Source organism: Xylophilus sp. GW821-FHT01B05, assembly GCA_038961845.1.
GTDB lineage: Bacteria > Pseudomonadota > Gammaproteobacteria > Burkholderiales > Burkholderiaceae_C > Xylophilus.
On the sequence record CP152408.1, the window covers coordinates 1,530,615 to 1,554,170 of the forward strand.

The 23,556-nt window shown below is 67.4% G+C and carries 19 protein-coding genes; 14 read left to right on the forward strand and 5 right to left on the reverse strand.

Translation table 11 applies throughout. From position 1 onward, the window contains the following. The first annotated feature begins 11 nt into the window (after positions 1 to 11). The 3 genes from polA to AAFF27_07270 all read left to right on the forward strand — a co-directional run bounded on the left by polA (position 12) and on the right by AAFF27_07270 (position 4,957). Positions 12 to 2,870: a DNA polymerase I gene (gene polA / locus AAFF27_07260; GenBank protein ID XAH24983.1), complete on the forward strand. Its 2,859-nt coding sequence runs from the start codon at positions 12 to 14 to the stop codon at positions 2,868 to 2,870. 154 nt (positions 2,871 to 3,024) lie between these two features. Beyond that, positions 3,025 to 3,921, forward strand: a complete 897-nt coding sequence (locus AAFF27_07265; protein ID XAH24984.1) for a dienelactone hydrolase family protein — start codon at positions 3,025 to 3,027, stop codon at positions 3,919 to 3,921. A 121-nt stretch (positions 3,922 to 4,042) separates the two neighbouring features. Then, the gene (locus AAFF27_07270; protein ID XAH24985.1) at positions 4,043 to 4,957 is read left to right on the forward strand and encodes a ZIP family metal transporter; all 915 of its coding nucleotides are present in this window, start codon (positions 4,043 to 4,045) and stop codon (positions 4,955 to 4,957) included. An 11-nt stretch (positions 4,958 to 4,968) separates the two neighbouring features. On the opposite strand, the gene AAFF27_07275 is transcribed toward AAFF27_07270, so the two are convergent. Both AAFF27_07275 and AAFF27_07280 read right to left on the reverse strand, forming a co-directional pair. After that, positions 4,969 to 5,709, reverse strand: a complete 741-nt coding sequence (locus tag AAFF27_07275) for a LytTR family DNA-binding domain-containing protein (protein ID XAH24986.1) — start codon at positions 5,707 to 5,709, stop codon at positions 4,969 to 4,971. Positions 5,710 to 5,742: 33 nt separating this feature from the next. Then, the gene (locus AAFF27_07280; GenBank protein XAH24987.1) at positions 5,743 to 6,801 is read right to left on the reverse strand and encodes a histidine kinase; all 1,059 of its coding nucleotides are present in this window, start codon (positions 6,799 to 6,801) and stop codon (positions 5,743 to 5,745) included. 50 nt (positions 6,802 to 6,851) lie between these two features. Between AAFF27_07280 and argH the strand changes: the two genes are divergently transcribed. The 4 genes from argH (at position 6,852) to AAFF27_07300 (ending at position 11,729) form a co-directional block, all read left to right on the forward strand. After that, positions 6,852 to 8,273 carry an argininosuccinate lyase gene (gene argH, locus AAFF27_07285; protein ID XAH24988.1) on the forward strand — a complete coding sequence of 474 codons (1,422 nt, stop codon included), beginning with the start codon at positions 6,852 to 6,854 and terminating at the stop codon, positions 8,271 to 8,273. Between the two features lie 62 nt (positions 8,274 to 8,335). Next, on the forward strand, positions 8,336 to 8,992 hold the full coding sequence (locus AAFF27_07290; protein XAH24989.1) for a response regulator: 657 nt from the start codon (positions 8,336 to 8,338) through the stop codon (positions 8,990 to 8,992). Further along, the gene (locus AAFF27_07295) at positions 8,989 to 10,314 is read left to right on the forward strand and encodes an ATP-binding protein (protein ID XAH24990.1); all 1,326 of its coding nucleotides are present in this window, start codon (positions 8,989 to 8,991) and stop codon (positions 10,312 to 10,314) included. The genes AAFF27_07290 and AAFF27_07295 overlap by 4 nt, the downstream gene beginning before the upstream one ends. Further along, positions 10,311 to 11,729, forward strand: a complete 1,419-nt coding sequence (locus AAFF27_07300; GenBank protein ID XAH24991.1) for an MFS transporter — start codon at positions 10,311 to 10,313, stop codon at positions 11,727 to 11,729. The genes AAFF27_07295 and AAFF27_07300 overlap by 4 nt, the downstream gene beginning before the upstream one ends. A 53-nt stretch (positions 11,730 to 11,782) precedes the next feature. On the opposite strand, the gene AAFF27_07305 is transcribed toward AAFF27_07300, so the two are convergent. Next, on the reverse strand, positions 11,783 to 12,697 hold the full coding sequence (locus tag AAFF27_07305) for an aldose 1-epimerase (protein ID XAH24992.1): 915 nt from the start codon (positions 12,695 to 12,697) through the stop codon (positions 11,783 to 11,785). Beyond that, complete coding sequence (locus AAFF27_07310) at positions 12,694 to 13,638, reverse strand: SMP-30/gluconolactonase/LRE family protein (protein XAH24993.1); 945 nt, start codon at positions 13,636 to 13,638, stop codon at positions 12,694 to 12,696. The genes AAFF27_07305 and AAFF27_07310 overlap by 4 nt, the downstream gene beginning before the upstream one ends. Before the next feature lie 127 nt (positions 13,639 to 13,765). Between AAFF27_07310 and AAFF27_07315 the strand changes: the two genes are divergently transcribed. Further along, entirely contained in the window at positions 13,766 to 14,545 is a 780-nt protein-coding gene (locus AAFF27_07315; protein ID XAH24994.1) for an SDR family oxidoreductase, read from the forward strand. A 1-nt stretch (position 14,546) separates the two neighbouring features. Here AAFF27_07315 and AAFF27_07320 read toward each other — a convergent pair whose 3' ends face one another. Beyond that, positions 14,547 to 15,506: a LysR family transcriptional regulator gene (locus tag AAFF27_07320; protein XAH24995.1), complete on the reverse strand. Its 960-nt coding sequence runs from the start codon at positions 15,504 to 15,506 to the stop codon at positions 14,547 to 14,549. 107 nt (positions 15,507 to 15,613) lie between these two features. Between AAFF27_07320 and AAFF27_07325 the strand changes: the two genes are divergently transcribed. The 6 genes from AAFF27_07325 to AAFF27_07350 all read left to right on the forward strand — a co-directional run bounded on the left by AAFF27_07325 (position 15,614) and on the right by AAFF27_07350 (position 23,554). Continuing rightward, a complete protein-coding gene (locus tag AAFF27_07325) occupies positions 15,614 to 17,065 on the forward strand; it encodes an aldehyde dehydrogenase family protein (GenBank protein ID XAH24996.1) in 1,452 nt (483 codons plus the stop codon). A 53-nt stretch (positions 17,066 to 17,118) separates the two neighbouring features. Next, positions 17,119 to 18,084 carry an ABC transporter substrate-binding protein gene (locus AAFF27_07330; GenBank protein ID XAH24997.1) on the forward strand — a complete coding sequence of 322 codons (966 nt, stop codon included), beginning with the start codon at positions 17,119 to 17,121 and terminating at the stop codon, positions 18,082 to 18,084. A gap of 66 nt (positions 18,085 to 18,150) precedes the next feature. Next, positions 18,151 to 19,221: a multiple monosaccharide ABC transporter substrate-binding protein gene (gene chvE / locus AAFF27_07335; protein XAH24998.1), complete on the forward strand. Its 1,071-nt coding sequence runs from the start codon at positions 18,151 to 18,153 to the stop codon at positions 19,219 to 19,221. 71 nt (positions 19,222 to 19,292) lie between these two features. Next, the gene (gene mmsA / locus AAFF27_07340) at positions 19,293 to 20,816 is read left to right on the forward strand and encodes a multiple monosaccharide ABC transporter ATP-binding protein (protein XAH26178.1); all 1,524 of its coding nucleotides are present in this window, start codon (positions 19,293 to 19,295) and stop codon (positions 20,814 to 20,816) included. Next, positions 20,806 to 22,017 carry a multiple monosaccharide ABC transporter permease gene (gene mmsB / locus AAFF27_07345; protein XAH24999.1) on the forward strand — a complete coding sequence of 404 codons (1,212 nt, stop codon included), beginning with the start codon at positions 20,806 to 20,808 and terminating at the stop codon, positions 22,015 to 22,017. Before mmsA ends, mmsB begins: the two co-directional genes overlap by 11 nt. Before the next feature lie 16 nt (positions 22,018 to 22,033). Continuing rightward, positions 22,034 to 23,554 (forward strand): sugar ABC transporter ATP-binding protein, encoded by a 1,521-nt coding sequence (locus AAFF27_07350; protein XAH25000.1) that lies wholly within the window; start codon positions 22,034 to 22,036, stop codon positions 23,552 to 23,554. Positions 23,555 to 23,556: the final 2 nt, after the last annotated feature.

Below are 23,556 nucleotides of genomic sequence, written 5' to 3' on the forward strand. Positions count from 1 at the left end.
CAATCTCCCCTATGAGCGAAACCCCTTCCGCGACGCTGCCTGACGGCGACGCAGCCCCCGATACCCTCCCCAAGACCCTGCTGCTGGTAGACGGCTCCAGCTACCTGTACCGCGCCTTCCACGCCATGCCTGACCTGCGTGCCGTGCCCGGTGACCCCAAAAGCCCGGCCACTGGTGCCATTCGAGGCATGGTCAACATGCTGGCGGCGCTGCGGCGCGAGGTGCGGGCCGACTACGTCGCCTGCGTGTTTGACGCCAGCGGGCCGACCTTCCGCGACCAGCTCTACCCCGACTACAAGGCCAACCGCAGCCCCATGCCGGACGACCTGCGCAGCCAGATCGCGCCCATCCACGAGGTGGTGCGCCTGCTCGGCTGGCCGGTGCTGGTGGTGCCCGAGGTCGAGGCCGACGACGTCATCGGCACCCTGGCCGCCACGGCGTCCAGGCAGGCGGTGGATGTGATCGTCTCCAGCGGCGACAAGGATTTGAGCCAACTGGTGGATGCCCACATCACCATCATCGACACCATGAACGGCAAGCGGCGCGACGTGGCCGGCGTGACGGCCGAGTTCGGCGTGCCGCCCTCGCTCATGCTGGACTACCAGGCGCTGGTGGGCGATACGGTAGACAACGTGCCCGGCGTGCCCAAGGTCGGCCCCAAGACGGCGGCCAAGTGGTTGATGGAATATGGATCACTTGAAGCGCTGATGGCGCGCGCCGACGAGATCAAGGGCGTGGCCGGCGAGAACCTGCGCGCCAGCCGCGACTGGCTGCCCAAGGGCCGCGAGCTGCTCACCATCCGCACCGACTGCGACCTGGCCGGCCATGTGGACGGCCTGCCGGCCTTGGACACCCTGGCCCCCGCCGCGCAGCAGACCGAAGAGCTCAAGGCTTTCTACGAGCGCTATGGCTTCAAGGGCCTGGTCAAGTCGCTGGAGGTGCAGGACGCCTCACCCGAATTGCGCGAGCTGCCCGAGAAAGCCGCCAAGCCCGGCAAGAAGCCGCGCGCCGAGCTGGGCCCGGGCCTGTTCGACGAGGCGGTGGAAGAAGCCGCCGCCCCGGCCAGCAACCTGAACTACCAGACCGTGTTCGACTGGCCGACCTTCGACGCCTGGCTGGCCCGGGCGCAGGCCGCCGAGCTGGTGGCGATCGACACCGAGACCACTTCGCTCGACGAGATGCGCGCCGAGATCGTCGGCGTCAGCCTGTCGGTCACGCCGGGCGCGGGCGCCTACATCCCGCTGGCGCACAACTACCCCGACGTGCCGGCCCAACTGCCGCGCGACGAGGTGCTGGCCAGGCTCAAGCCCTGGCTGGAAGACGGCAGCAAGAAGAAGCTCGGCCAGCACGTCAAGTACGACCGCCACGTGTTCGCCAACCACGGCATCGAGGTGCAGGGCTACGCCCACGACACCATGCTGCAGAGCTATGTGCTGGAAGTGCACCGGCCGCACGGCCTGGCCAGCCTGGCCGAGCGGCATCTGGGCCGCAGCGGCATCAGCTACGAAGACCTGTGCGGCAAGGGCGCGCACCAGATCCCGTTCAGCCAGGTGGCGATAGACCGGGCCACCGAATATTCGTGCGAAGACTCCGACCTGACGCTGGACGTGCACAACTTTCTCTGGCCGCAACTGGAAGCCGCACCGCGGCTGCGCGAGATCTATGAGCTGGAAATGGCCAGCAGCGAGGCGCTCTACCGCGTCGAGCGCAATGGCGTGCTGATCGATGCGCCCACGCTGGCCGCGCAAAGCCACGGGCTGGGCCAGCGCATCCTGCAACTGGAGGCCGAGGCCTTCGAGATTGCCGGCCAGCCCTTCAACCTGGCCAGCCCCAAGCAGCTGGGCGAAATCTTCTTCGACAAGCTGGGCATGCCGGTGGTCAAGAAAACCGCCACCGGCGCGCGCAGCACCGACGAAGAGGTGCTGGAGAAGCTGGCCGAGGACTACCCGCTGCCCGCCAAGCTGCTGGAGCACCGCTCGCTCAGCAAGCTGAAGGGCACCTACACCGACAAGCTGGCGCTGCTGGCGCTGCCGCGCACCGGCCGCGTCCATACCCACTATGCGCAGGCCGTGGCGGTGACCGGGCGCCTGTCCAGCAACGACCCGAACCTGCAGAACATCCCCATCCGCACACCGGAAGGCCGGCGCGTGCGCGAGGCCTTTGTGGCGCCCGCCGGCCGCCTGATCGCCAGCGCCGACTACAGCCAGATCGAGCTGCGCATCATGGCCCACATCAGCGGTGACGCGGCCCTGCTGCAGGCGTTCACCGACGGGCTCGATGTGCACCGCGCCACCGCCGCCGAGGTGTTTGGCGCGCCGGTGGACCAGGTCAGCAGCGAGCAGCGCCGCTACGCCAAGGTCATCAACTTCGGCCTGATCTACGGCATGAGCAGCTTTGGCCTGGCCAAGAACCTGGGCATCGAGACCAAGGTGGCCGCTGCCTACATCGACCGCTACTTCCAGCGCTTCGCGGGCGTGAAGCAGTACATGGACGAGACCAAGGCGCAGGCCAAGGAGCAAGGCTATGTCGAGACCGTGTTCGGCCGCCGCCTGTACCTGCCCGAGATCAACTCACCCAACGGCCCGCGCCGCGCCGGCGCCGAGCGCGCCGCCATCAACGCGCCCATGCAGGGCACGGCCGCCGACCTGATCAAGAAGAGCATGGTCGAGGTCCAGCGCGTGCTGGACGCCGAAGGCCGTGGCACCTTGATGATCATGCAGGTGCACGACGAACTGGTGTTCGAGCTGCCCGAGTCCGAGGCCGACTGGGTGCGCACCGAGGTGCCGCGCATCATGGCCGGCGTGGCCCAGTTGAAGGTGCCGCTGCTGGCCGAGATCGGCTTTGGGCCGAACTGGGACAAGGCGCATTGAGGGCGCGGACTACATTTTGGTGAAATATGGCTCTAGCCCAGGCCCTGCCTGGGCTAATAGCTATACATTTTGTAGCTGAGCTGTTTTGGGGGCGGCGCGCCCGCCGCATCCTCCGTAGACTGGCGCCTCCTTTTTCTCAACAGGAGTGCCGTCCATGCTGAACCAAGACCTGCGTACCGACTTCGATTCCCTGCGCCCCGGCGCATCGACCGAGGGCGGCGCCACCCGCCGTACCGCGCTCAAGGCCGCGCTTGGGGCGGGCTATGCGGCGGCCACGCTGCCGATCTCGGCGCAGACGGTCATCGTCACCTCGCTAGACGGGCTCACGGCCGGGCGCACCAGCTATGCGGTGGCCGGCTTCAACGTGCCGGCCTATTACGCTGCGCCGGCCGGCAAGACCGGCCTGCCGGTGATCCTGGTGGTGCAGGAGATCTTTGGCGTGCATGCCTATATCGAAGACGTCTGCCGCCGCTTTGCCAAGCTGGGCTACCTGGCCATCGCGCCTGATCTGTACGCGCGCCAGGGCGATGCCACGGGCTACACCGACATCCCCAAGCTGATGGCCGACATCGTCTCCAAGGTGCCCGATGCGCAGGTGCTGGGCGACCTGGACGGCGCGCTGGCCTGGGCCGCGGCCAATGGCGGCGACACGGCGCGCGCCGGCATCACCGGCTTTTGCTGGGGCGGGCGCATCACCTGGCTGTATGCGGCGCGCGGGCCGGTCAAGGCGGGCGTGGCCTGGTACGGCCGGCTGGTGGGCGACAAGACGGCGCTCACGCCGCAGCAGCCGGTGGATATCGGCGCCGGCCTGCGCGCGCCGGTGCTGGGCCTGTATGGCGCAGACGATTCCGGCATACCCCTTGACACGATCAGTAAGATGAAAATGGCCTTGGCGTCCGGCACTGCCGCCGCCCAGGCTTCGCAGTTCCTGGTCTACCAGGGCGCGGGGCACGCCTTCCACGCCGACTACCGCCCGAGCTACCGCCAGGCGCCGGCCGAAGAAGGCTGGAGGCGCGCCCTGGAGTGGTTCCGCACGAACGGCGTTGCATAACGCGTACGGACCCGGCTGCATGCCGAGCCGCCCCGCATCCGCGTGGCGGCTTTTTTTCGTGGTGGCCAAAGTTTTGGCATGAAATGTGGCGCTAGCCGGCGTCAATATTGGGGGTATAGCTATGGTATTGGTAGCAATTGTGCTGGCGACGCTGGCAGCAGGCATCGGTAGCGTGTGGGTGGCCGCCTGGCTGCTGCGCATGGGGCTGGGCGGGCGCGACGGCGGCGTGGGGCCGCAGCATCTGCTGAGCCTGGCCGCCGGCGCGCTGCTGGCCACCGCCTTCATGCACCTGCTGCCCGAGGCCTTCGAGAGCGAGGTGGCGCCGCACGCGCTGTTCACCGCGCTGCTGGTGGGCCTGGTGTTCTTCTTCTTGCTGGACAAGGCCGAGCTGTGGCACCACGGCCACGAACACGGCGCCGGCCCCGAGGGCTCGGACGGCACGGCGCTGCATGGCCACGAGCACGCGCATGGCCACGACCACGGCCATGCGCACCACCACGCGCCGCCGCGCGCCGGCGGCTGGGCCATCCTGACCGGCGACAGCGTGCATTGCTTTGGCGACGGCATCCTGATTGCATCGGCCTTTGCCGCCGATCTGCGGCTGGGCTTTGCCGCCGCGCTGGCGGTGCTGGCGCACGAGGTGCCGCACCACATGGGCGACCTGGTGGTGGTGCGCCAGAGCAGCGGCAACCGGCGCGCCGCGCTGGTCAAGGTCTCGCTGGCCGGCGCGCTGACGGCGCTAGGCGGCCTGGCCGGCTATTTCCTGGTGGAGCAGCTACGCAGCTGGCTGCCCTTCTTTTTGGTGGCGGCGGCCAGCAGCTTTGTCTATGTCGCCCTGGCCGACCTGATCCCGCAACTGCAAAAGCGCCTGAGCGTGCGCCAGACGGCCACCCAGGTGGCCTGGCTGCTGGCGGGCATCGTGCTGGTCACGCTGGTGAGCGGCCTGGCGCATGGCGGCCATGACCACGAAGGCCACGATCACCATGACCACGATCACGACCACGCTGTGTCGGCCCCGGCTCCTGTCGCGCGCTAATCGCGCGCTAATCAGCTTGCCAGCGCGTCGCGCACCACCGTCAGTTGCCGGCGCGAGACAAACAGCAGCTCGGGCACGCCGTGCAGGCGCACGGCCCAGCCTTCGCCTTCCTCGCGGTCGTAGTGGCGCTCTAGTGCGCGCACCGCGCGGCGCGCCACCAGCGCGTTGCGGTGCACCCGCAGAAAGCGCGGCGCGTAGCGCTCTTCCAGGTCTTGCAGCGCGCCGTCGAGGATGTAGCTGCGCTCGCTGGTGCGCACGGTGACGTATTTCAGCTCGGCCTTGAGGTAGAGCACCTCTTCGACCGGCACGCGGTCGGTGCGGCCACGGTCCTGGATGACCAGGGTATCGAGGCCGGAATCCGCAAAAAGCTGTTGCCGCGAGGCGACTATGCGCTCTGCTTTCTGTAGCGCCTGCTGGAGCCGCTCAAGCCGCACCGGCTTGGTCAGGTAGTCGGCCGCGTCCAGTTCGAAGGCGGCTAGCGCATGCTCGGCGTGGGCGGTGACGAAGACCACGGCCGGCGGGCTGTCGAGGCTGCGCAGGGTGGCGGCCAGGGTCAGGCCGTCGTCGCCCGGCATGTGGATGTCCAGCAGCGCCACGTCAAAGCCGCGGGTCTGCAGCAGGGTCCGCGCCTGTTGCGCATTGGCGGCTTCTTCCACCCGGCCCAGGGCCGGCGCGGTGCAGTCGCCCAGCAGCGTGCGCAGCCGTTGTCGTGCCAGGGGTTCGTCGTCCACCAGAAGAATGTCAAGAGGCATGGTCGGGTACCGTTGGCTGGGAAAACAGAAGGGTCATGCGGGCAGGCGTATGCGCACCTGGTAGAGGTCGCCGCGGCGTTCGGCGCGGAAGTCGCCCTCCACGTCATGCAGCAGCGCCAGCCGTGCGCGCACGTTGTCCTGGGCGATGCCGTGCCCGGCCCGGGCGGGCGGGGCGTCGGCGGCGGGTGGTGGCACGTCGTTGGTGATCTTCACGATCACCGAGCTGCCGCGGCGCTCGGTGGTGATGCGCAGGCGCGCGCCGCGCGCGCAGGCCTCCACGCCGTGGATCACCGCGTTCTCCACCAGCGGCTGCAGCAGCAGCGGCGGCACCCGGGCCTCGCCTGCGGCCGGGTCCAGCAGCCAGTCCACCCGCAGGCGCGTGCCGAAGCGCACCTGCTCTATGGCCAGGTAGCGCTGCGCCAGCACGATCTCTTCGGCCAGCGTGGTCGATTCGCCGTGCTGCACCAGCGCATGGCGGAACAGGTCGCTCAGGTCTTCCAGCAGCGACTCGGCGCGTGCCGGCTCGGCGCGGACCAGGGCAATGGCGCTGTTGAGCGTGTTGAACAAGAAGTGCGGGCGGATGCGCGCCTGCAGCTCGGCCAACTGGGCCGCCACGGCTGCGGGCGCGCGCCCGCGCGCCCGCAGCACCAGGCCGGCCACCAGCAGCATGGCCACCAGCGCGCCGGCAACGGCCGAGGCCACCCAGGGCGCGTTCGCTTCCCGGTCTGGCAGCAGGGCCAGCAGCGCGCAGGCGCCCAGGCCGGCCAGCGCGCCCAGGGCGGCGCCGGCGGCGTACTGGGCCGGCTTGGGCCAGCGCACCAGCAGGTGCTGCAGGCTGCAGGCCGCCAGCAGCCAGCAGAGCGTGGCCGGCAGCACACCGGCCGTCAGCACCGCCAGGCGCGACAGCCAGTCCAGCGCATCCTCTGCCCCGAACAGGGCGCCGGCGCCGGCCACCGTCTCTACCAGCAAGACCGCGCGCAGCACCACGCCGGTATGGCAGGCGTCAAAGGGCTGCACCGGCGCTGGGTGCGCATGTGGGCCGCCCGTATCAGGCGGCAGGGTGTGGACCGATAAAATTCGCGCTTCTTTCATGGCAGGCAACCGGGCATCCGGTGTTTGCGTAACAGATTATTACCAACTCCATGGCTTCCAGCTCCTCCCCGCTGTCCCCAACCAATCAGCTTGACAAGAAATCCGAGGCGTGGTCGGCCTTGTTTTCCGAGCCGATGAGCGACCTGGTCAAGCGCTACACCTCCAGCGTGTTCTTCGACAAGCGCCTGTGGCAGGCCGATATCCAGGGCAGCCTGGCCCATGCCGGCATGCTGGCCGTGCAGGGCATCATCGCCGCGGATGACCACGCGGCAATCCAGCGCGGCATGGCGCAGATCACACAAGAGATCGAATCCGGCGCGTTCGAATGGAAGCTGGACCTGGAAGACGTGCACCTGAACATCGAGGCACGCCTGACCCAATTGGTGGGTGACGCCGGCAAGCGCCTGCACACCGGCCGCAGCCGCAACGACCAGGTCGCCACCGACGTGCGCCTGTGGCTGCGCGGCGAGATTGATTTGATCGACGGCCTGCTGACCGACCTGCAAAAAGCGCTGGTGGACATCGCCGAGAAGAACGTCGACGTCATCCTGCCCGGCTTCACCCACCTGCAGGTGGCGCAGCCGGTGAGCTTTGGCCACCACATGCTGGCCTATGTGGAAATGTTTGCCCGCGACGCCGAGCGCATGGGCGACCTGCGCCGCCGCGTCAACCGCCTGCCGCTGGGCGCTGCCGCGCTGGCCGGCACCAGCTATCCGCTGGACCGCGAGCTGGTGGCCAAGACGCTGGGCATGGAAGGCGTGTGCCAGAACAGCCTGGACGCCGTGAGCGACCGCGACTTCGCCATCGAGTTCACCGCAGCCGCTTCGCTGGCCATGGTGCACATCAGCCGCATGAGCGAAGAGCTGATTCTGTGGATGAGCCAGAGCTTTGGCTTCATCGATATCGCCGATCGCTTCTGCACCGGCTCATCGATCATGCCGCAGAAGAAGAACCCCGACGTGCCCGAACTGGCGCGCGGCAAGACCGGCCGCGTGGTCGGCCACCTGATGGGCCTGATCACCCTGATGAAGGGCCAGCCCCTGGCCTACAACAAGGACAACCAGGAAGACAAGGAGCCGTTGTTTGACACGGTGGATACGCTGAAGGACACGCTGCGCATCTTTGCCGAGATGGTCGGCGGCATCACCGTCAAGCCCGAGGCCATGGAACGCGCCGCCCTGCGCGGCTACGCCACCGCCACCGACCTGGCCGACTACATGACCAAGAAGGGCCTGCCCTTCCGCGACGCGCACGAGGCCGTGGCCCACGCCGTCAAGACCGCCATCACCCAGGGCGTGGACCTGTCCGAGCTGCCGCTGGAGGCACTGCAGAAGTTCAACCCCAAGATCGAGGCCGACGTGTACGAGGTGCTGAGCCTGCGCGGCTCGCTCAACGCCCGCAGCACCCTGGGCGGCACTGCGCCGGCGCTGGTGCGGCAGCAGGTGGCGCGGCACCGCGCGCGGCTCGCGTAACTTTAAGAATCCCCTCAGGCGGGCAGCGCAGAATCGGGGCCTTTCCCGAGGAGACTGCCCCCATGCGCCTGCTGCTGGTCGAAGACGACGCCATGATTGGCGAAGCCCTGCTCGACGTGTTGCGGGGCGAGCGCTACGCGGTGGATTGGGTGCGTGACGGCGTCATGGCCGACACGGCACTGCAGCACGAGCACTACGACCTGGTGCTGCTGGATCTGGGCCTGCCCAAGCGCGACGGGCTGGAGGTGCTGCGTGCCGTGCGCGCACGCGGCGAGAAGCTGCCGGTGCTGATCGCCACTGCGCGCGATGCCATCACTGACCGCGTCGCGGGTCTGGATGCCGGCGCCGACGACTACGTGGTCAAGCCCTATGACACCGACGAGCTGCTGGCGCGCATCCGTGCACTGATCCGGCGTGGCGAGGGCCATGCCGGGCCAACCTATGCGCACCGTGGCGTCACGCTCGACCCGGCCACGCACGGCGCCACGCTGGACGGCCAGCCGGTGGTGCTGTCAGCACGCGAATGGGCCGTGCTCGAACCCATGCTGGCGCGCCCGGGCGTGCTGTTCTCGCGTACCCAGCTGGAAGAAAAACTGTTTGGCTGGAAGGACGACGTCAGCAGCAATGCGGTCGAGGTCTATATCCACGGCGTGCGCAAGAAGCTGGGTGCCGAGCTGATCCAGACCGTGCGCGGGCTGGGCTACATGGTGCCCAAATGAAGGGCCTGGGCCTGGCCCCGCGCTCGCTGCGCACCCGCCTGCTTGGGCTGGTGCTGGCTTGCATTCTGGTGGGCAGCGCGGTGCTGGCGGCGGGCGCCTACCGCGGTGCGCTGCGCGAGGCCGACGCCATGAACGACCTGCACCTGCAGCAGGTGGCGCAGTCGTTGCGCAGCAATATCCCGCTGGGTTCGCTGCAGGGCCTGGACGATGACGCCGACCTGGATCTGCTGGTGCAGATCTGGGGCCCGGACGGCGTGCAGATCTACCGCTCGGCGCGGGCCGAGCTGCCCCAGCATGCGGTGCTGGGCTTTTCCGACGTGACGGTGCAGGGCACGCGCTACCGCGTCTATTCGATCCAGACGCCCTTGCAGACGGTGCAGATCGCGCAGGACATGGACGCGCGCCAGCACCGCGCGCGTGCCCAGGCGCTGCGCGCCACGCTGCCGGCACTCTTGACCGGCCCGCTGCTGATGCTGGCCGTGGGCTGGATCATCAGCCGCACGCTGGCGCCGGTGGAGCGCATGCGCCGCCAGGTGGCCGGCCGCGCCGCCGACGACCTGGACCCGTTGCCCGAAGACGGCCTGCCCGACGAGGTGCGCCCGCTGGTGCAGGAACTGAACCTGCTGTTTGGCCGCACGCGCGGTGCCTTCGAGGCGCAGCGCCACTTCGTGGCCGACGCCGCGCACGAGCTGCGCTCGCCGTTGACCGCGCTCAAGCTGCAGGTGCAGGCACTGCGCCGCGCGCCCGAGGGCGATGCGCGCGAACTGGCCGTGGCGCGCCTGGGCCAGGGCATAGACCGCGCCATCGCGCTGGTCGGCCAGTTATTGGTACTGGCGCGGCAAGAGGCCGGCGGCGAGCAGGCCAGCGCCATGGCCGATCTGGACCTGCGCGCCTTGCTGCACCAGGGCCTGGCCGACGTGCTGCCGCAGTCGCAGCTGCGCGGCACCGACCTGGGGCTGCACCATGCGGACGAGGTGCGTGTGCACGGCCATGCCGATGCGTTGCGCATCCTGCTGCGCAACCTGCTGGAGAACGCGGTCAAGTTCTCGCCGCCCGGTGGCCAGGTCGATGCAGACCTGCGTGCCGACGGCCACAGCGTCTTGCTGGCCGTGGACGACAGCGGCCCGGGCATCCCGGATGAAGACCGCGAGCGCGTGTTCGACCGCTTCTACCGCAGCCCCGGGGCCACCGCCGGCGGCAGCGGCCTGGGCCTGGCCATCGTCAAGGCCATTGCCGACCGCCATGGCGCCACCGTGCGGCTGGAGCGCTCGGCGCGCCTGGGCGGCCTGCGCGTAGAGATCCGTTTCCCCCTCGCTTCATGACCAATCAAAACGATAAATTCGCGCACTACCGCATCGTGCCGCTGGTGGTGGCCTGCCCCTTGTTTTTGCAGAACCTCGACACCTCGGTCATGGCGACCGCGCTGCCTTCCATCGCCAGCTCGCTGCAAGTGCAGGTGCTGCACCTGAACCTGGCGATCACCGCCTATCTGCTGAGCTTGGCGGTGTTCTTGCCGGTGAGCGGTTGGCTGTCTGAGCGCTTTGGCCCCAAGCGCGTGTTCTGCGGGGCCATCGTCTTTTTCTCGCTGGGCTCGGCCCTGTGCGGCGCGGCGCAGTCGCTGCCGCAACTGGTGTTGTTCCGCGTGCTGCAGGGCATAGGGGGCGCGATGATGGTGCCGGTCGGCCGCCTGATATTGCTGCGCAGCGTGCCGCCCGAGCGCATGGTGAGTGCCATGGTCTGGTTCACCGTGCCCGGCGCCATCGGTCGCATGGCCGGGCCGCTGTTTGGCGGCGCCATCGTCACCCTGGTGTCGTGGCGCTGGATCTTTCTGGTCAACATTCCCTTCGGCCTGTTGGGCGTGCTGATGGCCATGCGCTATGTGGATGGCGAGGCCATGGCGCCCGACCCGACAGGCCAGGCGCCGTTTGATCTGCTGGGCTTCGTGCTGCTGGCCACCGGCCTGACCGGCGTGTTGGGCGCACTGGAGACCGCCGGCCGCGCGCTGGTCCCGGCGGCGGTGAGTTGGGCCTTGGCCGGCGCCGGCCTGCTGGCGCTCTTGGCCTATTACCGCCACAGCCGTCGCCGCAGCGAGCCCCTGATCGACATCGCCATCCTGCGCTACCCCACCTACCGCGCTGCGGTGCTGGGTGGCATGCCGCTGCGCATCGCCATCGGCGCCTCGCCCTTTCTGCTGCCGCTGATGCTGCAACTGGGCTTTGGCCTGTCGCCGCTCAAATCAGGCCTGCTCACCGTGGCCACGGCCATAGGCTCGCTCAGCACCCGCACCGTGATGGTCCGCATGATCCGCGCCGTTGGCTTTCGCTCGCTGCTGCTGGGCGCCACGTTCATGACCAGCGTGTTCTACGCCAGCTACGGCCTGTTCCGGCCGAGCACGCCGCATGTGCTGATGTTTGGCGTGATGCTGCTCGGCGGGCTGTGCAATTCCATGGCCATGGTCACCTTGAACACCCTGGGCTACAGCGAAATCCCACGCCCGCGCATGAGCCACGCCACCGCGCTCTCCAGCATGGCGCAGCAGTTGTCGCTGAGCCTGGGCGTGGTCATGGGCGCATCGCTGCTCACGCTCACCAGCCTGCTGCGCGGTGGTGATGCGGCGCATCTGCAGGCGGGGGATTTCTCGCCGGCCTTTGTGGTGATCGGGACGATGACGATGTTGTCGGTGCTGGCGTTTTCGCGGCTGCGCAAGGAAGAGGGCGAGGAGCTGCGGACGAGGTGAGTTTTTTGATGAAATATGCCTCTAGCCCAGGTCTTACCTGGGCTATTAGCTATCTATTTGATAGTTTCTTCGACCCGCCACTGCATCGCCAGCCTGAGCGTTTCCCCATGTTGCAAAACCCGCAAGCCCGGCCGTCCCGGCAAATGAAACGCATCGATCGGATGCGTGATCGGCTCAAAGCAAAACGCCGGCCCCTGCGGCGGCCGGTAGACCAGGCAGTAGTGCTGATCGGTGCCGCCGTCCTGCTCAAAGTCGGGCATGGCGAGCCTCAGGCGCAGGCCTAGTTCGGGCCAGTCGATATGGGCCTGGCCGCCCCAGCCGGTGTAGCCGTTGTCTATCAGGCCGCCCTGGGCGTCGATGCCGGTGTTCAGGTCCCAGCCGGGAGGGAAGTCGGGGCTGTGCGCGGTGGGCAAGGGATCGGCGCCGCTGAGCCACACAGCTTGCACCGGCGCCGTGATGCGGGTGCGCGGCGTGCGCGGGAACCAGGGGTGCACGCCCAGGCCATAGGGCAGGGGGCTGTCGCCCAGGTGGCGCACTTCCAGCGTCTGGTCCAGGCCGCCTTCACGCAGGCGAAAGGTCTGTGTGGCCTCGTAGGCGTAGGGGTTGCCGTCGAAGGCCTGCGACGCCAGCGTCAGCACCAGCGTGTCTTCGGCCGGCTGCGCCAGTTGCCAGGGCTGCAGCCAGCCGTCGCCGTGGATCGGGTAGGGCTCGCCGGCGCGGTTGGGCTGCATCGGGTGGAAGTGGCCGTCTTGCGTGAAGCCGCCCGCGCTGATGCGGTTGGACCACGGCACCATGGGGAAAGAGGCCAGGCGGTACAGGTCCGGCGTGCTGCCGTCCCAGGGGCGCCAAAGGTCTAGTGCGCCCTCTGGCCGCTCCCACTGCCAGGCGGCCACGCTGCCGCCCAGCGAGGGCACCAGGCCCAGGCGTTGGCCGGCATGGTGCAGCCAGGTGATGGGGTGTGTGCTCATGGCGTGGCTTCTTTCGAGGGTGAGGCGCCGAACTGCGCTGCGGGCAGGCCGGCGGAGTCGATCTCTATGGCAAACAGCGCGCCGGCCAGTGGCTCGGCTGCTGCCTGCGCCTCGCTCAGGCCGGTGCTTGCGCTGGTGATGAACAGGGTGCGCAGCTCTGGCCCGCCGAAGGCGCAGTTGGTGATGTGGCGCGTGGGCAGGGCCACGCGAAACAGCTCGGCGGCGCTATACGGGTCATGGCAGCTCACGCAGGCGCCGCCCCAGTGTGCAATCCACAGCCGGCCGAGCGCATCGGTCGTCATGCCATCGGGCAGGCCGTCGTGTGCGGCAAAACGCAGCCACAGGCGCTTGCGCGACAGCGTGCCCGTGGCCGTGTCGAAGTCGAAGGCGTAGATGCTGCCGCGCACCGTGTCGTTGACATACATGGTGCGGCCGTCCAGCGACCAGGTCGGGCCGTTGAGTACTGGGTAGCCGCTGTCGTGGCGGCTGCATTGGCCGTCTGGGTCGTAGCGATAGAGCGCACCGCTGGGCGCTGCGCAGTCGAAGTCCATGCTGCAGCCCCAGAAGCGGCCCTGCATGTCGCACTTGCCGTCGTTGAAGCGGTTGCCTGCGGGTTCGGCTGCGGGCTGGTGCAGGTGGACGGGCGCGGCACCGGGTGTGTCGGGATCGAAGCGGGCGAAGCCACGGCGCAGGCTCAGCAGCAGATCGTTTGAGCCGGCGTATTCAGCAACGGCGGACACGGGCTCATCGAAGGCCCAACTGTCGCGGGCGCCATCCGCAGGCCGCCAGCGGTGCAAGTGGTGGCCGAGGATGTCGACCCACCAGAGCGCTTGCCGGCGGGGTGACCAGACGCAGCCTTCGCCCAGCAGCGCTGCGGCGGGCCAGATGCAGCGCAACTCGCTGCGCAGCGCGGGTGCGGGAAGAGTGGTGTGTGCGTTCAAGAATGTCTCGTGTAGTGCCCGGGTCTTGACGCGAGGGATCGTATCAAGGCATATTGATTATGGAAATAGCGTAATTTGCTATTTATAGATACCTATATTGCAATATCTGTAAATTCACGGAGACACCATGACCGCAGCCACTTTGGCCCCCTCCACCTACCCCAGCCTGCGCGGCCGGCCGGTCTTTGTGACCGGTGGCGGCAGCGGCATTGGCGCGGCCATCGTCAGCGCCTTTGCCGAGCAGGGCGCGCGGGTGGCCTTCATCGACATCGCAGAGGAGGCCAGCCGTGCGCTGGCCGGGCAGATCCAGGCCGCAGGGCATGCGGCGCCCTGGTGGCGCGCCTGCGACGTGCGGGACATCGCGGCATTGCAGCAGGCCATTGCCGACGCTGCCGCCGAGCTGGGCGACTTTGCCGCGCTGGTGAACAACGTGGCCAGCGATGACCGCCACACGCTGGAGTCGGTCACGCCGGCCTACTACGACGAGCGCATGGCGATCAACGAGCGCCCGGCCTTCTTCGCCATCCAGTCCGTGGTGCCGGGCATGCAGCGGCGCGGTGCCGGGTCGGTCATCAACCTGGGCTCGACCGGCTGGCAGGGCAAGGGCGCAGGCTACCCCTGCTATGCGATCGCCAAGTCGTCGGTGAACGGCCTCACGCGCGGCCTGGCCAAGACGCTGGGGCGCGACCGCATCCGCATCAACACGGTGTCGCCGGGCTGGGTCATGACCGAGCGCCAGATCAAGCTCTGGCTAGACGCCGAGGGCGAGAAGGAGTTGCAGCGCAACCAGTGCCTGCCCGACAAGCTGCAGCCGCACGACATCGCGCGCATGGTGTTGTTTTTGGCGTCGGACGATGCGGCCATGTGTACCGCGCAGGAGTTCACGGTGGACGCGGGCTGGGTTTAGATCAGACCGGCTCCAGCCGCTTCCCGTAGATCGTCAGACTGGCCGTCTTCAGCGCCTGCATCATGAGCTTGGCTGCGGGCGAGGGCAGGCGGTCGGTGCGGGTGATGAGGCCAAAGGCGTCCATGTGGCAGGGCATCTCCAGCGGCAGCAGCGACACGATGCCGTGCGATGCGTAATAGCGCGCCACATCTGCCGCCAGCACGGCCAGCATGTCGCTTTGCTGCAGCATGCGCGTGATGAACAGCAGGGCAGATGACTCCAGCAGGTTGATCGGTGGCGCCAGGCCGGCCTCCTGGTACATCAGGTCAAAGCGGTGCCGCAGCACGCTGCCCGCGGGCGGCACGATCCAGCCGGCCGACATCACGTCGCGCAGCGTCAGCCCGGTCATGCCCAGCAGCGGGTGGCCCGGCCGCGCCACGGCGCACACCAGCTCTTCGGTCAGCGGCTCGTAGCGCAGGTTGGCCTTGTCGTGTTCGGCAAACAGGCGCGCCACCAGCATGTCGAGCTTGCCCTGCTCCAGCCGCTCCAGCAGCACCGGGCTGGTCTCGACCTCGATCGCGATGCGCAGGCTGGGCTGGTCACGCTTGACCAGGGCCACGGCCGGCGGCAGCAGCATCAGCCCGGGTGAGGTGATGGCACCCACGCTGACCTGGCCAAAGCGCCCGGCCTTGAGCGCGGTCAGCTCGTCATGCGCCTGGTTCAGGCTGGCCAGTGCCTCGCGGGCGTGGCGGATCATGGTCTCGCCGTACCAGGTTGGGCGCATGCCGCGTGGCAGGCGATCGAACAGCGACACCTCCAGCACGTCTTCCAGGTCCTTCAGCAGCTTGGAGGCGGCGGGCTGCGTCATGTTCAGGACCTGGGCCGCGCGGTGGATATTGCCTTCCTCGGCCAGCGCCACCAGCAGCAGCAACTGGCGGGTCTTGAGGCGCGCGCGGATGAACCAGTGCGTGTACTGCGTCATGGGGTTTTCCAGAATGCTGTCATTGATATGGATTTTGTCTAAAAATCTATTGGATTGATATTTTTTTCTGATTCACACTGCCGCCATCTCTTCTGACTCAAGGCACGGTGAAACCCGACCACCCTCCGCTCAGCGCACGGCAGTACATCAATGGCCGCTGGGAAACCAGCGCCACGACCGGCGTAGGCGTGAACCCTTCGGACACCCGCGAGGTGGTGGCCGAATACGCGCGCGCCGACCGCAGCCAGACCGAGGCGGCGGCCCGCGCGGCGGCCAAGGCCTTTGGGCAGTGGAGCCACACCACGCCGCAGCGCCGGGCCGATACGCTGGACCAGATCGGCAGCGAGATCCTGGCGCGCCGGGACGAGCTGGGCCGGCTGCTGGCGCGCGAACAGGGCAAGACCCTGCCGGAGGCGGTGCGCGAGGCGGTGCGCGCCGGTCAGCTCTTCAAGTTCTTTGCCGGCGAGGCGCTGCGCGCAGCCGGCGAGGCGCAGCCATCGGTACGCCCGGGCGTGCAGGTGGATATCAGCCGCGAGCCAGTCGGGGTGGTGGGCCTGATCGCCTCCTGGAGCAGCCCGCTGGCGGCGCCGGCGGGCCGGATTGCCGCCGCGCTGGCGCATGGCAACAGCCTGGTGTTCAAGCCATCCGAGCGGGTGCCGGCCTGCGGCTGGGCGTTGGCAGAGATCATCAGCCGGGCGGCGCTGCCGGCCGGCACCTTCAACCTGGTGATCGGCAGCGGGCGCGAGGTGGGCCAGACGCTGGTCGACAGCCCGCTGGTCGATGCCCTGAGCTTTACCGGATCGGCGGCCACCGGCCACCGCGTGCTGCAGGCGGCCACCGCCCGGCATGCCAAGGTGCAATTGGCCATGGGCGGCAAGAGCCCGCTGGTGGTGCTGGCTGACGCCGACCTGGAGCAGGCGGTGGAATGCGCGGTGCAAGGCGCCTATTTCTCGGCCGGCCAGCGCAGCACGGCATCCAGCCGCCTGATCGTCGAGGCTGGCGTGCACGAGGCCTTCGTGGCGCGCCTGCGCAGCCGGCTTGCTGCGCTGCAGGTGGGCCATGCGCTGGAGCCCGGCACTGACATTGGCCCGGTGGTGGATGGCACGCAGTTCGAGCGCAACCAGGCCGCGGTGGCCATGGCGCGCGAAGAAGGTGCACAGCACATCTGGGGCGGCGAGCGCCAGCAAGGCGCAACGCCCGGGCACTTCATGCAGCCGGCGCTGTTTCTGGCGTCGCCCACGCACCGGATCGCCAGCGAGGCGGTGTTTGGCCCATTGGCCTGCGTGCTGCGGGCCGACGACTACGAGCATGCGCTGCTGCTGGCCAATGACACGCCGACCAGCCTGTGCGCCGGCATCTGCACCCGCTCGCTGCGGCATGCGGTGCATTTCCGGCGCGCCGCCAGGGCCGGCATGGTCATGGTCAACCTGCCCACCACCGACGTGGATTACCACGTGCCCGGCGGTGGCCGCGCGGGCGCCGGCTATGGCCCGCAAGAGCAGGGCCGCCATGCCGCCGAGTTCTACACCACGCTCAAGACGGCCTACACCATGGCCTGAGATACCGGTTTTTTTCCGTCAGCTCGTTTTTCAACACAACAGCAGGAGACACCATGCACCCGAACCGCCGAACCTTCACCACCGCCGTCGCCGTCTCGTCCCTGGCGGCCGTCGTGCCCCTGGGCGCGTTTGCCCAGAAGCCCATCGTGCTGGGCTTCAGCCAGGTTGGCGCCGAGAGCGAGTGGCGCACGGCCAATACCGAATCGATCAAGTCGGCGGCCAAGGACGCCGGCTTCGAGCTGAAGTTCTCTGATGCCCAGCAGAAGCAAGAGAACCAGATCAAGGCGATCCGCTCCTTCATTGCGCAGCGGGTGGATGTGATCGCGTTCTCGCCGGTGGTCGAGTCTGGCTGGGACACGGTGCTGCGCGAGGCCAAGAACGCCAAGATCCCGGTGGTGCTGACCGACCGCGCCGTGAACGCCAAGGACGACACGCTCTACGTGACCTTCCTCGGCTCCGACTTCACCGAGGAAGGGCGCAAGGCCGGCCGCTGGCTGGTCGAGAAGCTGAAGGCCCAGGCCGGCCCGGTCAACATCGTCGAGCTGCAGGGCACGGTGGGCTCGGCCCCGGCCATCGACCGCAAGAAGGGCTTTGAGGAAATCATCAAGGCCGACCCCAAGTTCAAGATCATCCGCTCGCAGACCGGCGACTTCACGCGGGCCAAGGGCAAGGAGGTGATGGAGGCCTTCCTGAAGGCCGAGGGCAAGAAGATCAACGTGCTGTACGCGCACAACGACGACATGGCCATCGGCGCGATCCAGGCCATCGAAGAGGCCGGCCTGAAGCCCGCGCAGGACATCACCATCATCTCCATCGACGGCGTCAAGGGCGCCTTCGAAGCCATGATTGCCGGCAAGCTCAATGTGTCCGTGGAGTGCAGCCCGCTGCTGGGCCCGCAGCTGATGTCCGTGGTGAAGGACATCAAGGCCGGCAAGCCCGTGCCCAAGCGCATCGTGACCCAGGAAGGCATCTTCCCGATGGAGGTCGCGGCCAAAGAGTTCCCCAACCGCAAGTACTGATAGCGCAACTGCACTGCGCGCCGGACAAGCCGCGCGCGCATTCCAAAATTTCTCAGGAGACAAGCAATGAAGCGTATTTTTCTCAAGACCCTGGCCGCCAGCATGCTGCTGGGCGCCGCCGGCCTGGCGCCCATGGCCTACGCGCAGGACAAGGGCAGCGTGGCGATCTCGATGCCGACCAAGTCCTCTGCACGCTGGATCGCCGACGGCAGCAACATGGTCCAGTACTTCAAGGACAAGGGCTACAAGACCGACCTGCAGTACGCCGACGACGACATTCCCAACCAGCTCGCGCAGATCGAGAACATGGTCACCAAGGGCCCGAAGGTGCTGGTGATTGCCGCCATCGACGGCAGCACGCTGTCGGACGTGCTGCAGAAGGCTGCGGACAAGGGCGTGAAGATCATTGCCTATGACCGCCTCATCAAGGGCACGAAGAACGTCGACTACTACGCCACCTTCGACAACTTCCAGGTGGGCGTGCTGCAGGGCGCCTACATCGAGAAGGCGCTGGGCCTGAAGGAGGGCAAGGGGCCGTTCAACGTCGAGCTGTTTGGCGGCTCGCCGGACGACAACAACGCCTTCTTCTTCTACAACGGCGCCCTGTCGGTGCTCAAGCCCTACATCGACAGCGGCAAGCTGGTGGTACGCAGCAAGCAGTTGGGCATGGACAAGGTGTCTACCCTGCGCTGGGATGGCGCGGTGGCGCAGGCACGCATGGACAACCTGCTGTCGGCCTTCTATACCAGCGGCCGGGTGGATGCCGTGCTGTCGCCGTATGACGGCCTGTCGATCGGCATCATTTCTTCGCTCAAGGGCGTGGGCTACGGCACGCCGCAGCAGCCGATGCCGGTGGTGACCGGCCAGGATGCCGAGGTGCCCTCGGTCAAGTCCATCCTGCGCAAGGAGCAGACCTCTACCGTGTTCAAGGACACGCGTGAACTGGCCAAGGTCACGGTGGCCATGGCCGACGCCATGCTGGCGGGCAAGACGCCCGAGGTGAACGACACCAAGACCTACAACAACGGCGTGAAGGTGGTGCCCTCTTACCTGCTCAAGCCGGTCAGTGTTGATGCCAGCAACTGGAAGTCGGTGCTGGTGGATAGCGGCTACTACAAGGAAAGCCAGGTCAAGTAATGGTGGCGTGGGCACCTCGCGTGCCCGCCTGTAGCGGCAAAGGAGGCAGAGTGAGCGACACGATTCTGGAGATGCGCAGCATCACCAAGACCTTTCCCGGCGTGCATGCGCTGGACAAGGTGAACCTTGCGGTGCGCGCGGGTGAGATCCACGCCGTGGTCGGCGAGAACGGCGCTGGCAAGTCGACGCTGATGAAGGTGTTGAGCGGCGTCTATCCCTGCGACTCCTACACCGGCGACATCCACTTCGAGGGCGAGGTGCGCCGCTTCAAGGGCATTGCCGACAGCGAGAAGCTGGGCATCATCATCATCCACCAGGAGCTGGCGCTGGTGCCGCTGCTGTCGATTGCCGAGAACCTGTTTCTTGGCAACGAGATCGCGCACGGTGGCGTGATCGACTGGTTCGCCGCCTATGCGAAGACGCGCGAGCTGCTTGCGAAAGTGGGGCTGAAGGAATCACCCACCACGCTGGTGACCGATCTGGGCGTGGGCAAGCAGCAGTTGGTGGAAATCGCCAAGGCACTGGCCAAGGAGGTGAAGCTGCTGATCCTGGACGAGCCCACCGCCAGCCTGAACGAGAACGACAGCGACGCGCTGCTGATGCTGCTGCTGGAGCTCAAGCGCCAGGGCATCGCGTCTATCCTCATTTCGCACAAGCTCAACGAGATTGCCAAGGTGGCCGATTCGGTGACGGTGCTGCGCGACGGCGCCACGGTGGAGACCATGGATTGCCGCGCGCAGCCGATCAGCGAAGACCGCATCATCCGCGGCATGGTCGGCCGCGACATGGAGCACCGCTACCCGCAGCGCACGCCCAAGATTGGCGAAACCGTGTTCGAGGTGCGCGACTGGCACGTGCACCACGCCCAGCACGCCGACCGCGAGCAGATCAAGGGCGTGAACCTGCAGGTGCGCCGCGGCGAGATCGTGGGCATTGCCGGCCTCATGGGCTCCGGGCGCACCGAATTTGCCATGAGCGTCTTTGGCCGCTCCTACGGCCAGCGCATTCGCGGCAGCGTGCACATGCACGGCAAGCAGGTGGACGTGAGCACCGTGTGCAAGGCCATCGAGCACGGCATTGCCTACGTCACCGAAGACCGCAAGGGCGCGGGCCTGGTGCTGGGCGAGGACATCCAGCAGAACATCTGCCTGGCCAACCTCGACGCGGTGGCCAAGGCCATGGTCATCGACGAAGGCCGTGCGCACAAGGTCGCCAATGACTACCGCCGTGCGCTGCATCTGCGCTGCTCGGGCGTGGACCAGCCGGTGGTGGATTTGTCGGGCGGCAACCAGCAGAAGGTGGTGCTCAGCAAGTGGCTGTTCACCCAGCCCGAGCTGCTGATCCTGGACGAGCCCACGCGCGGCATCGACGTGGGCGCCAAGTACGAGATCTACACCATCATCGACCAGCTCGCGAGCGACGGCAAAGGGATCTTGATGATCTCCTCCGAGATGCCCGAGCTGCTCGGTATGTGCGACCGGATCTATGTCATGAACGAAGGCCGTTTTGTCGCCGAATTCCCGGTGGCAGAGGCATCTCAGGAAAGAATCATGCGAGCAATCGTCAACGCAGGGAGCGCCCAACATGGCCAGTGAGAGCAAGGGGCTGCAGACCACACAAGAAGCCGAGGCGCAAGCGCCGGCAGGGCACGCCGGCTTCCTCCGGCGCAACCTGCGCGACTACGGCATGCTGATGTCGCTGGTGGCGATCATGGTGCTGTTCCAGGTGCTGACCGACGGCACGCTGATGCGCCCGCTCAACCTCACCAACCTGCTGCTGCAGAACAGCTACATCGTCATCATGGCGCTGGGCATGCTGCTGGTGATCGTGGCCGGCCACATTGACTTGTCCGTGGGCTCGGTCTGCGGCTTTGTCGGCGCGCTGGCTGCGGTGTTGATGGTGCAGTACGGATGGAATTTCGTGCCCGCGTCCATCGTCTGCCTGATCGCCGGCGGGCTGATCGGTGCGTCGCAGGGATGGTTCGTGGCTTACTTCCGCATTCCGTCCTTTATCGTCACGCTGGCGGGCATGCTGGTGTTCAAGGGTTTGACCCTGGCGCTGCTGGCGGGCCAGTCGGTCGGGCCCTTCCCGGATGTATTCCAGAAGCTCAGCTCGGGCTTTATCCCTGACCCTATCGGCGGCGACACATTGCGGCTGACATCGCTGCTGCTGGGCGTGCTGGCCGCGGCGGCGCTGGTGGTGTTCAAGCTGCGTAGCCGCGCGCGGATGCTGCGCCACGGCATGGAGGAAGAACCCTTTGGCTTCTTCCTGGTGAAGAACGTGGTCTTCGCCGCCATCATCCTGCTGCTGAGCTACCTGCTGGCTTCGTACAAGGGCTTGCCCAACGTGCTGATCGTGATGGCCGTGCTGATCCTGGCCTACGACTTCGTTACGCGCCGCACCACGGTGGGCCGGCGCATCTACGCCCTGGGCGGCAACGAGAAGGCGGCGCGCCTGTCGGGTGTGAAGACGCAGCGCCTGGCCTTCCTGACCTTCGTCAACATGGGCGTGCTGGCCGCGCTGGCCGGCCTGGTGTTTGCCGCACGGCTCAACACCGCCACGCCCAAGGCGGGCTTGGGCTTTGAGCTGGACGTGATCGCTGCCTGCTTCATCGGCGGTGCGTCTGCATCCGGTGGCGTGGGCAAGGTCATGGGGGCGGTGATCGGCGCTTTCATCATGGGCGTGATGAACAACGGCATGTCGATCATGGGCGTGGGCATCGACTACCAGCAGGTCATCAAGGGCCTGGTGCTGCTGGCCGCGGTGTTCCTGGACGTCTATCACAAGAACAAATAGGCCTGCTGTGCCGACCATGAGCGAATCCCTCGCCCCCGTGCTGGAGCTGCAGGGCATACACAAGCGCTTTGGCAGCGTCGATGTGCTGCGCGACATCCGCCTGCGGCTCTACCCGGGCGAGATCCATGCGCTGATGGGCCAGAACGGCGCGGGCAAGTCGACCCTGATCAAGGTGCTGACGGGCGTGCTCGCATCCAACGGCGGTGACATGCAATTGCAGGGCCGGGCGATCCACCCCGGCTCGCCGCTGGAGGCGCAGAAGCTGGGCATCAGCACGGTCTACCAGGAGGTCAACCTGTGCCCGAACCTGTCGGTGGCCGAAAACGTGTTTGCCGGCCGCTACCCGCGTTGCGGGCCGCTGCAGGGCTGGCGCATCGACTGGGCGGCGGTGCAGCGCCAGGCGCGCGAGCTGCTGGCGCGCATCGGCCTGCAGATCGACGTGACGCGGCTGCTGTCGAGCTACCCCGTGGCGGTGCAGCAGATGGTGGCCATTGCCCGCGCGCTGGGCGTGTCGGCCAAGGTGTTGATCCTGGACGAACCCACATCGAGCCTTGACGACGACGAGGTGCAGAAGCTGTTCGAGGTGCTGCGGCGCCTGCGCGGCGAGGGCATGGCCATCGTCTTTGTCTCGCATTTTCTGAACCAGGTCTATGCCGTGTCGGACCGCATCACGGTGCTGCGCAATGGCCAGTGGGTGGGCGAATGGCGCGCCGCAGAGCTGGGGCCGCAGGCCTTGATCGCGGCCATGCTGGGGCGCGAACTGGCAGAGCAGCCGGCGCAGGCGCTGCTGCCTGAGAGCCGCGACACGGATGCGCCCGCGCTGCTGCAGACCGAGGGCCTGGGCCAGACCGGGCAACTGCAGCCGCTGGACCTGCAGGTACGTGCCGGCGAGGTGGTGGGCCTGGCCGGCCTGCTGGGTGCGGGCCGCACGGAGACGGCGCGTTTGTTGTTTGGGCTGGCATCGCCCGACCGTGGCCTGCTCCGTATCGATGGCAAGACGGTGCGTTTCTCCAACCCCGCAGACGCGGTGCGGCAGGGCCTGGCGCTGTGCCCGGAGGAACGCAAGATCGACGGCATCGTGGCCGAGCTGTCGGTGCGCGAGAACATTGTGCTGGCCCTGCAGGCACGCATGGGCATGCGCCACTTTCTGTCGCATGCCGCGCAAACGGCGCTGGCCGAGCGCTTTGTGGCCGCACTGGGCATCAAGACCGCCAGCGTGGAGACGCCCATCGGCCTGCTGTCTGGCGGCAACCAGCAAAAGGCGCTGATCGCGCGCTGGCTGGCGACCGAGCCGCGGCTGTTGATCCTGGACGAACCCACACGCGGCATAGACGTGGCCGCCAAGCAAGAAATCATGGAGCAGATCCTGCAACTGGCCAAGGCTGGCATGGCGGTGCTGTTCATCTCGTCGGAGATGAGCGAGGTGGTGCGCGTGGCGCACCGCATCGTGGTGCTGCGCGACCGGCGCAAGGTGGGTGAGCTGCCCGGTGGCAGCAGTGAAGACGCTGTCTACAACATGATTGCCTCAGGGCAGTGAGC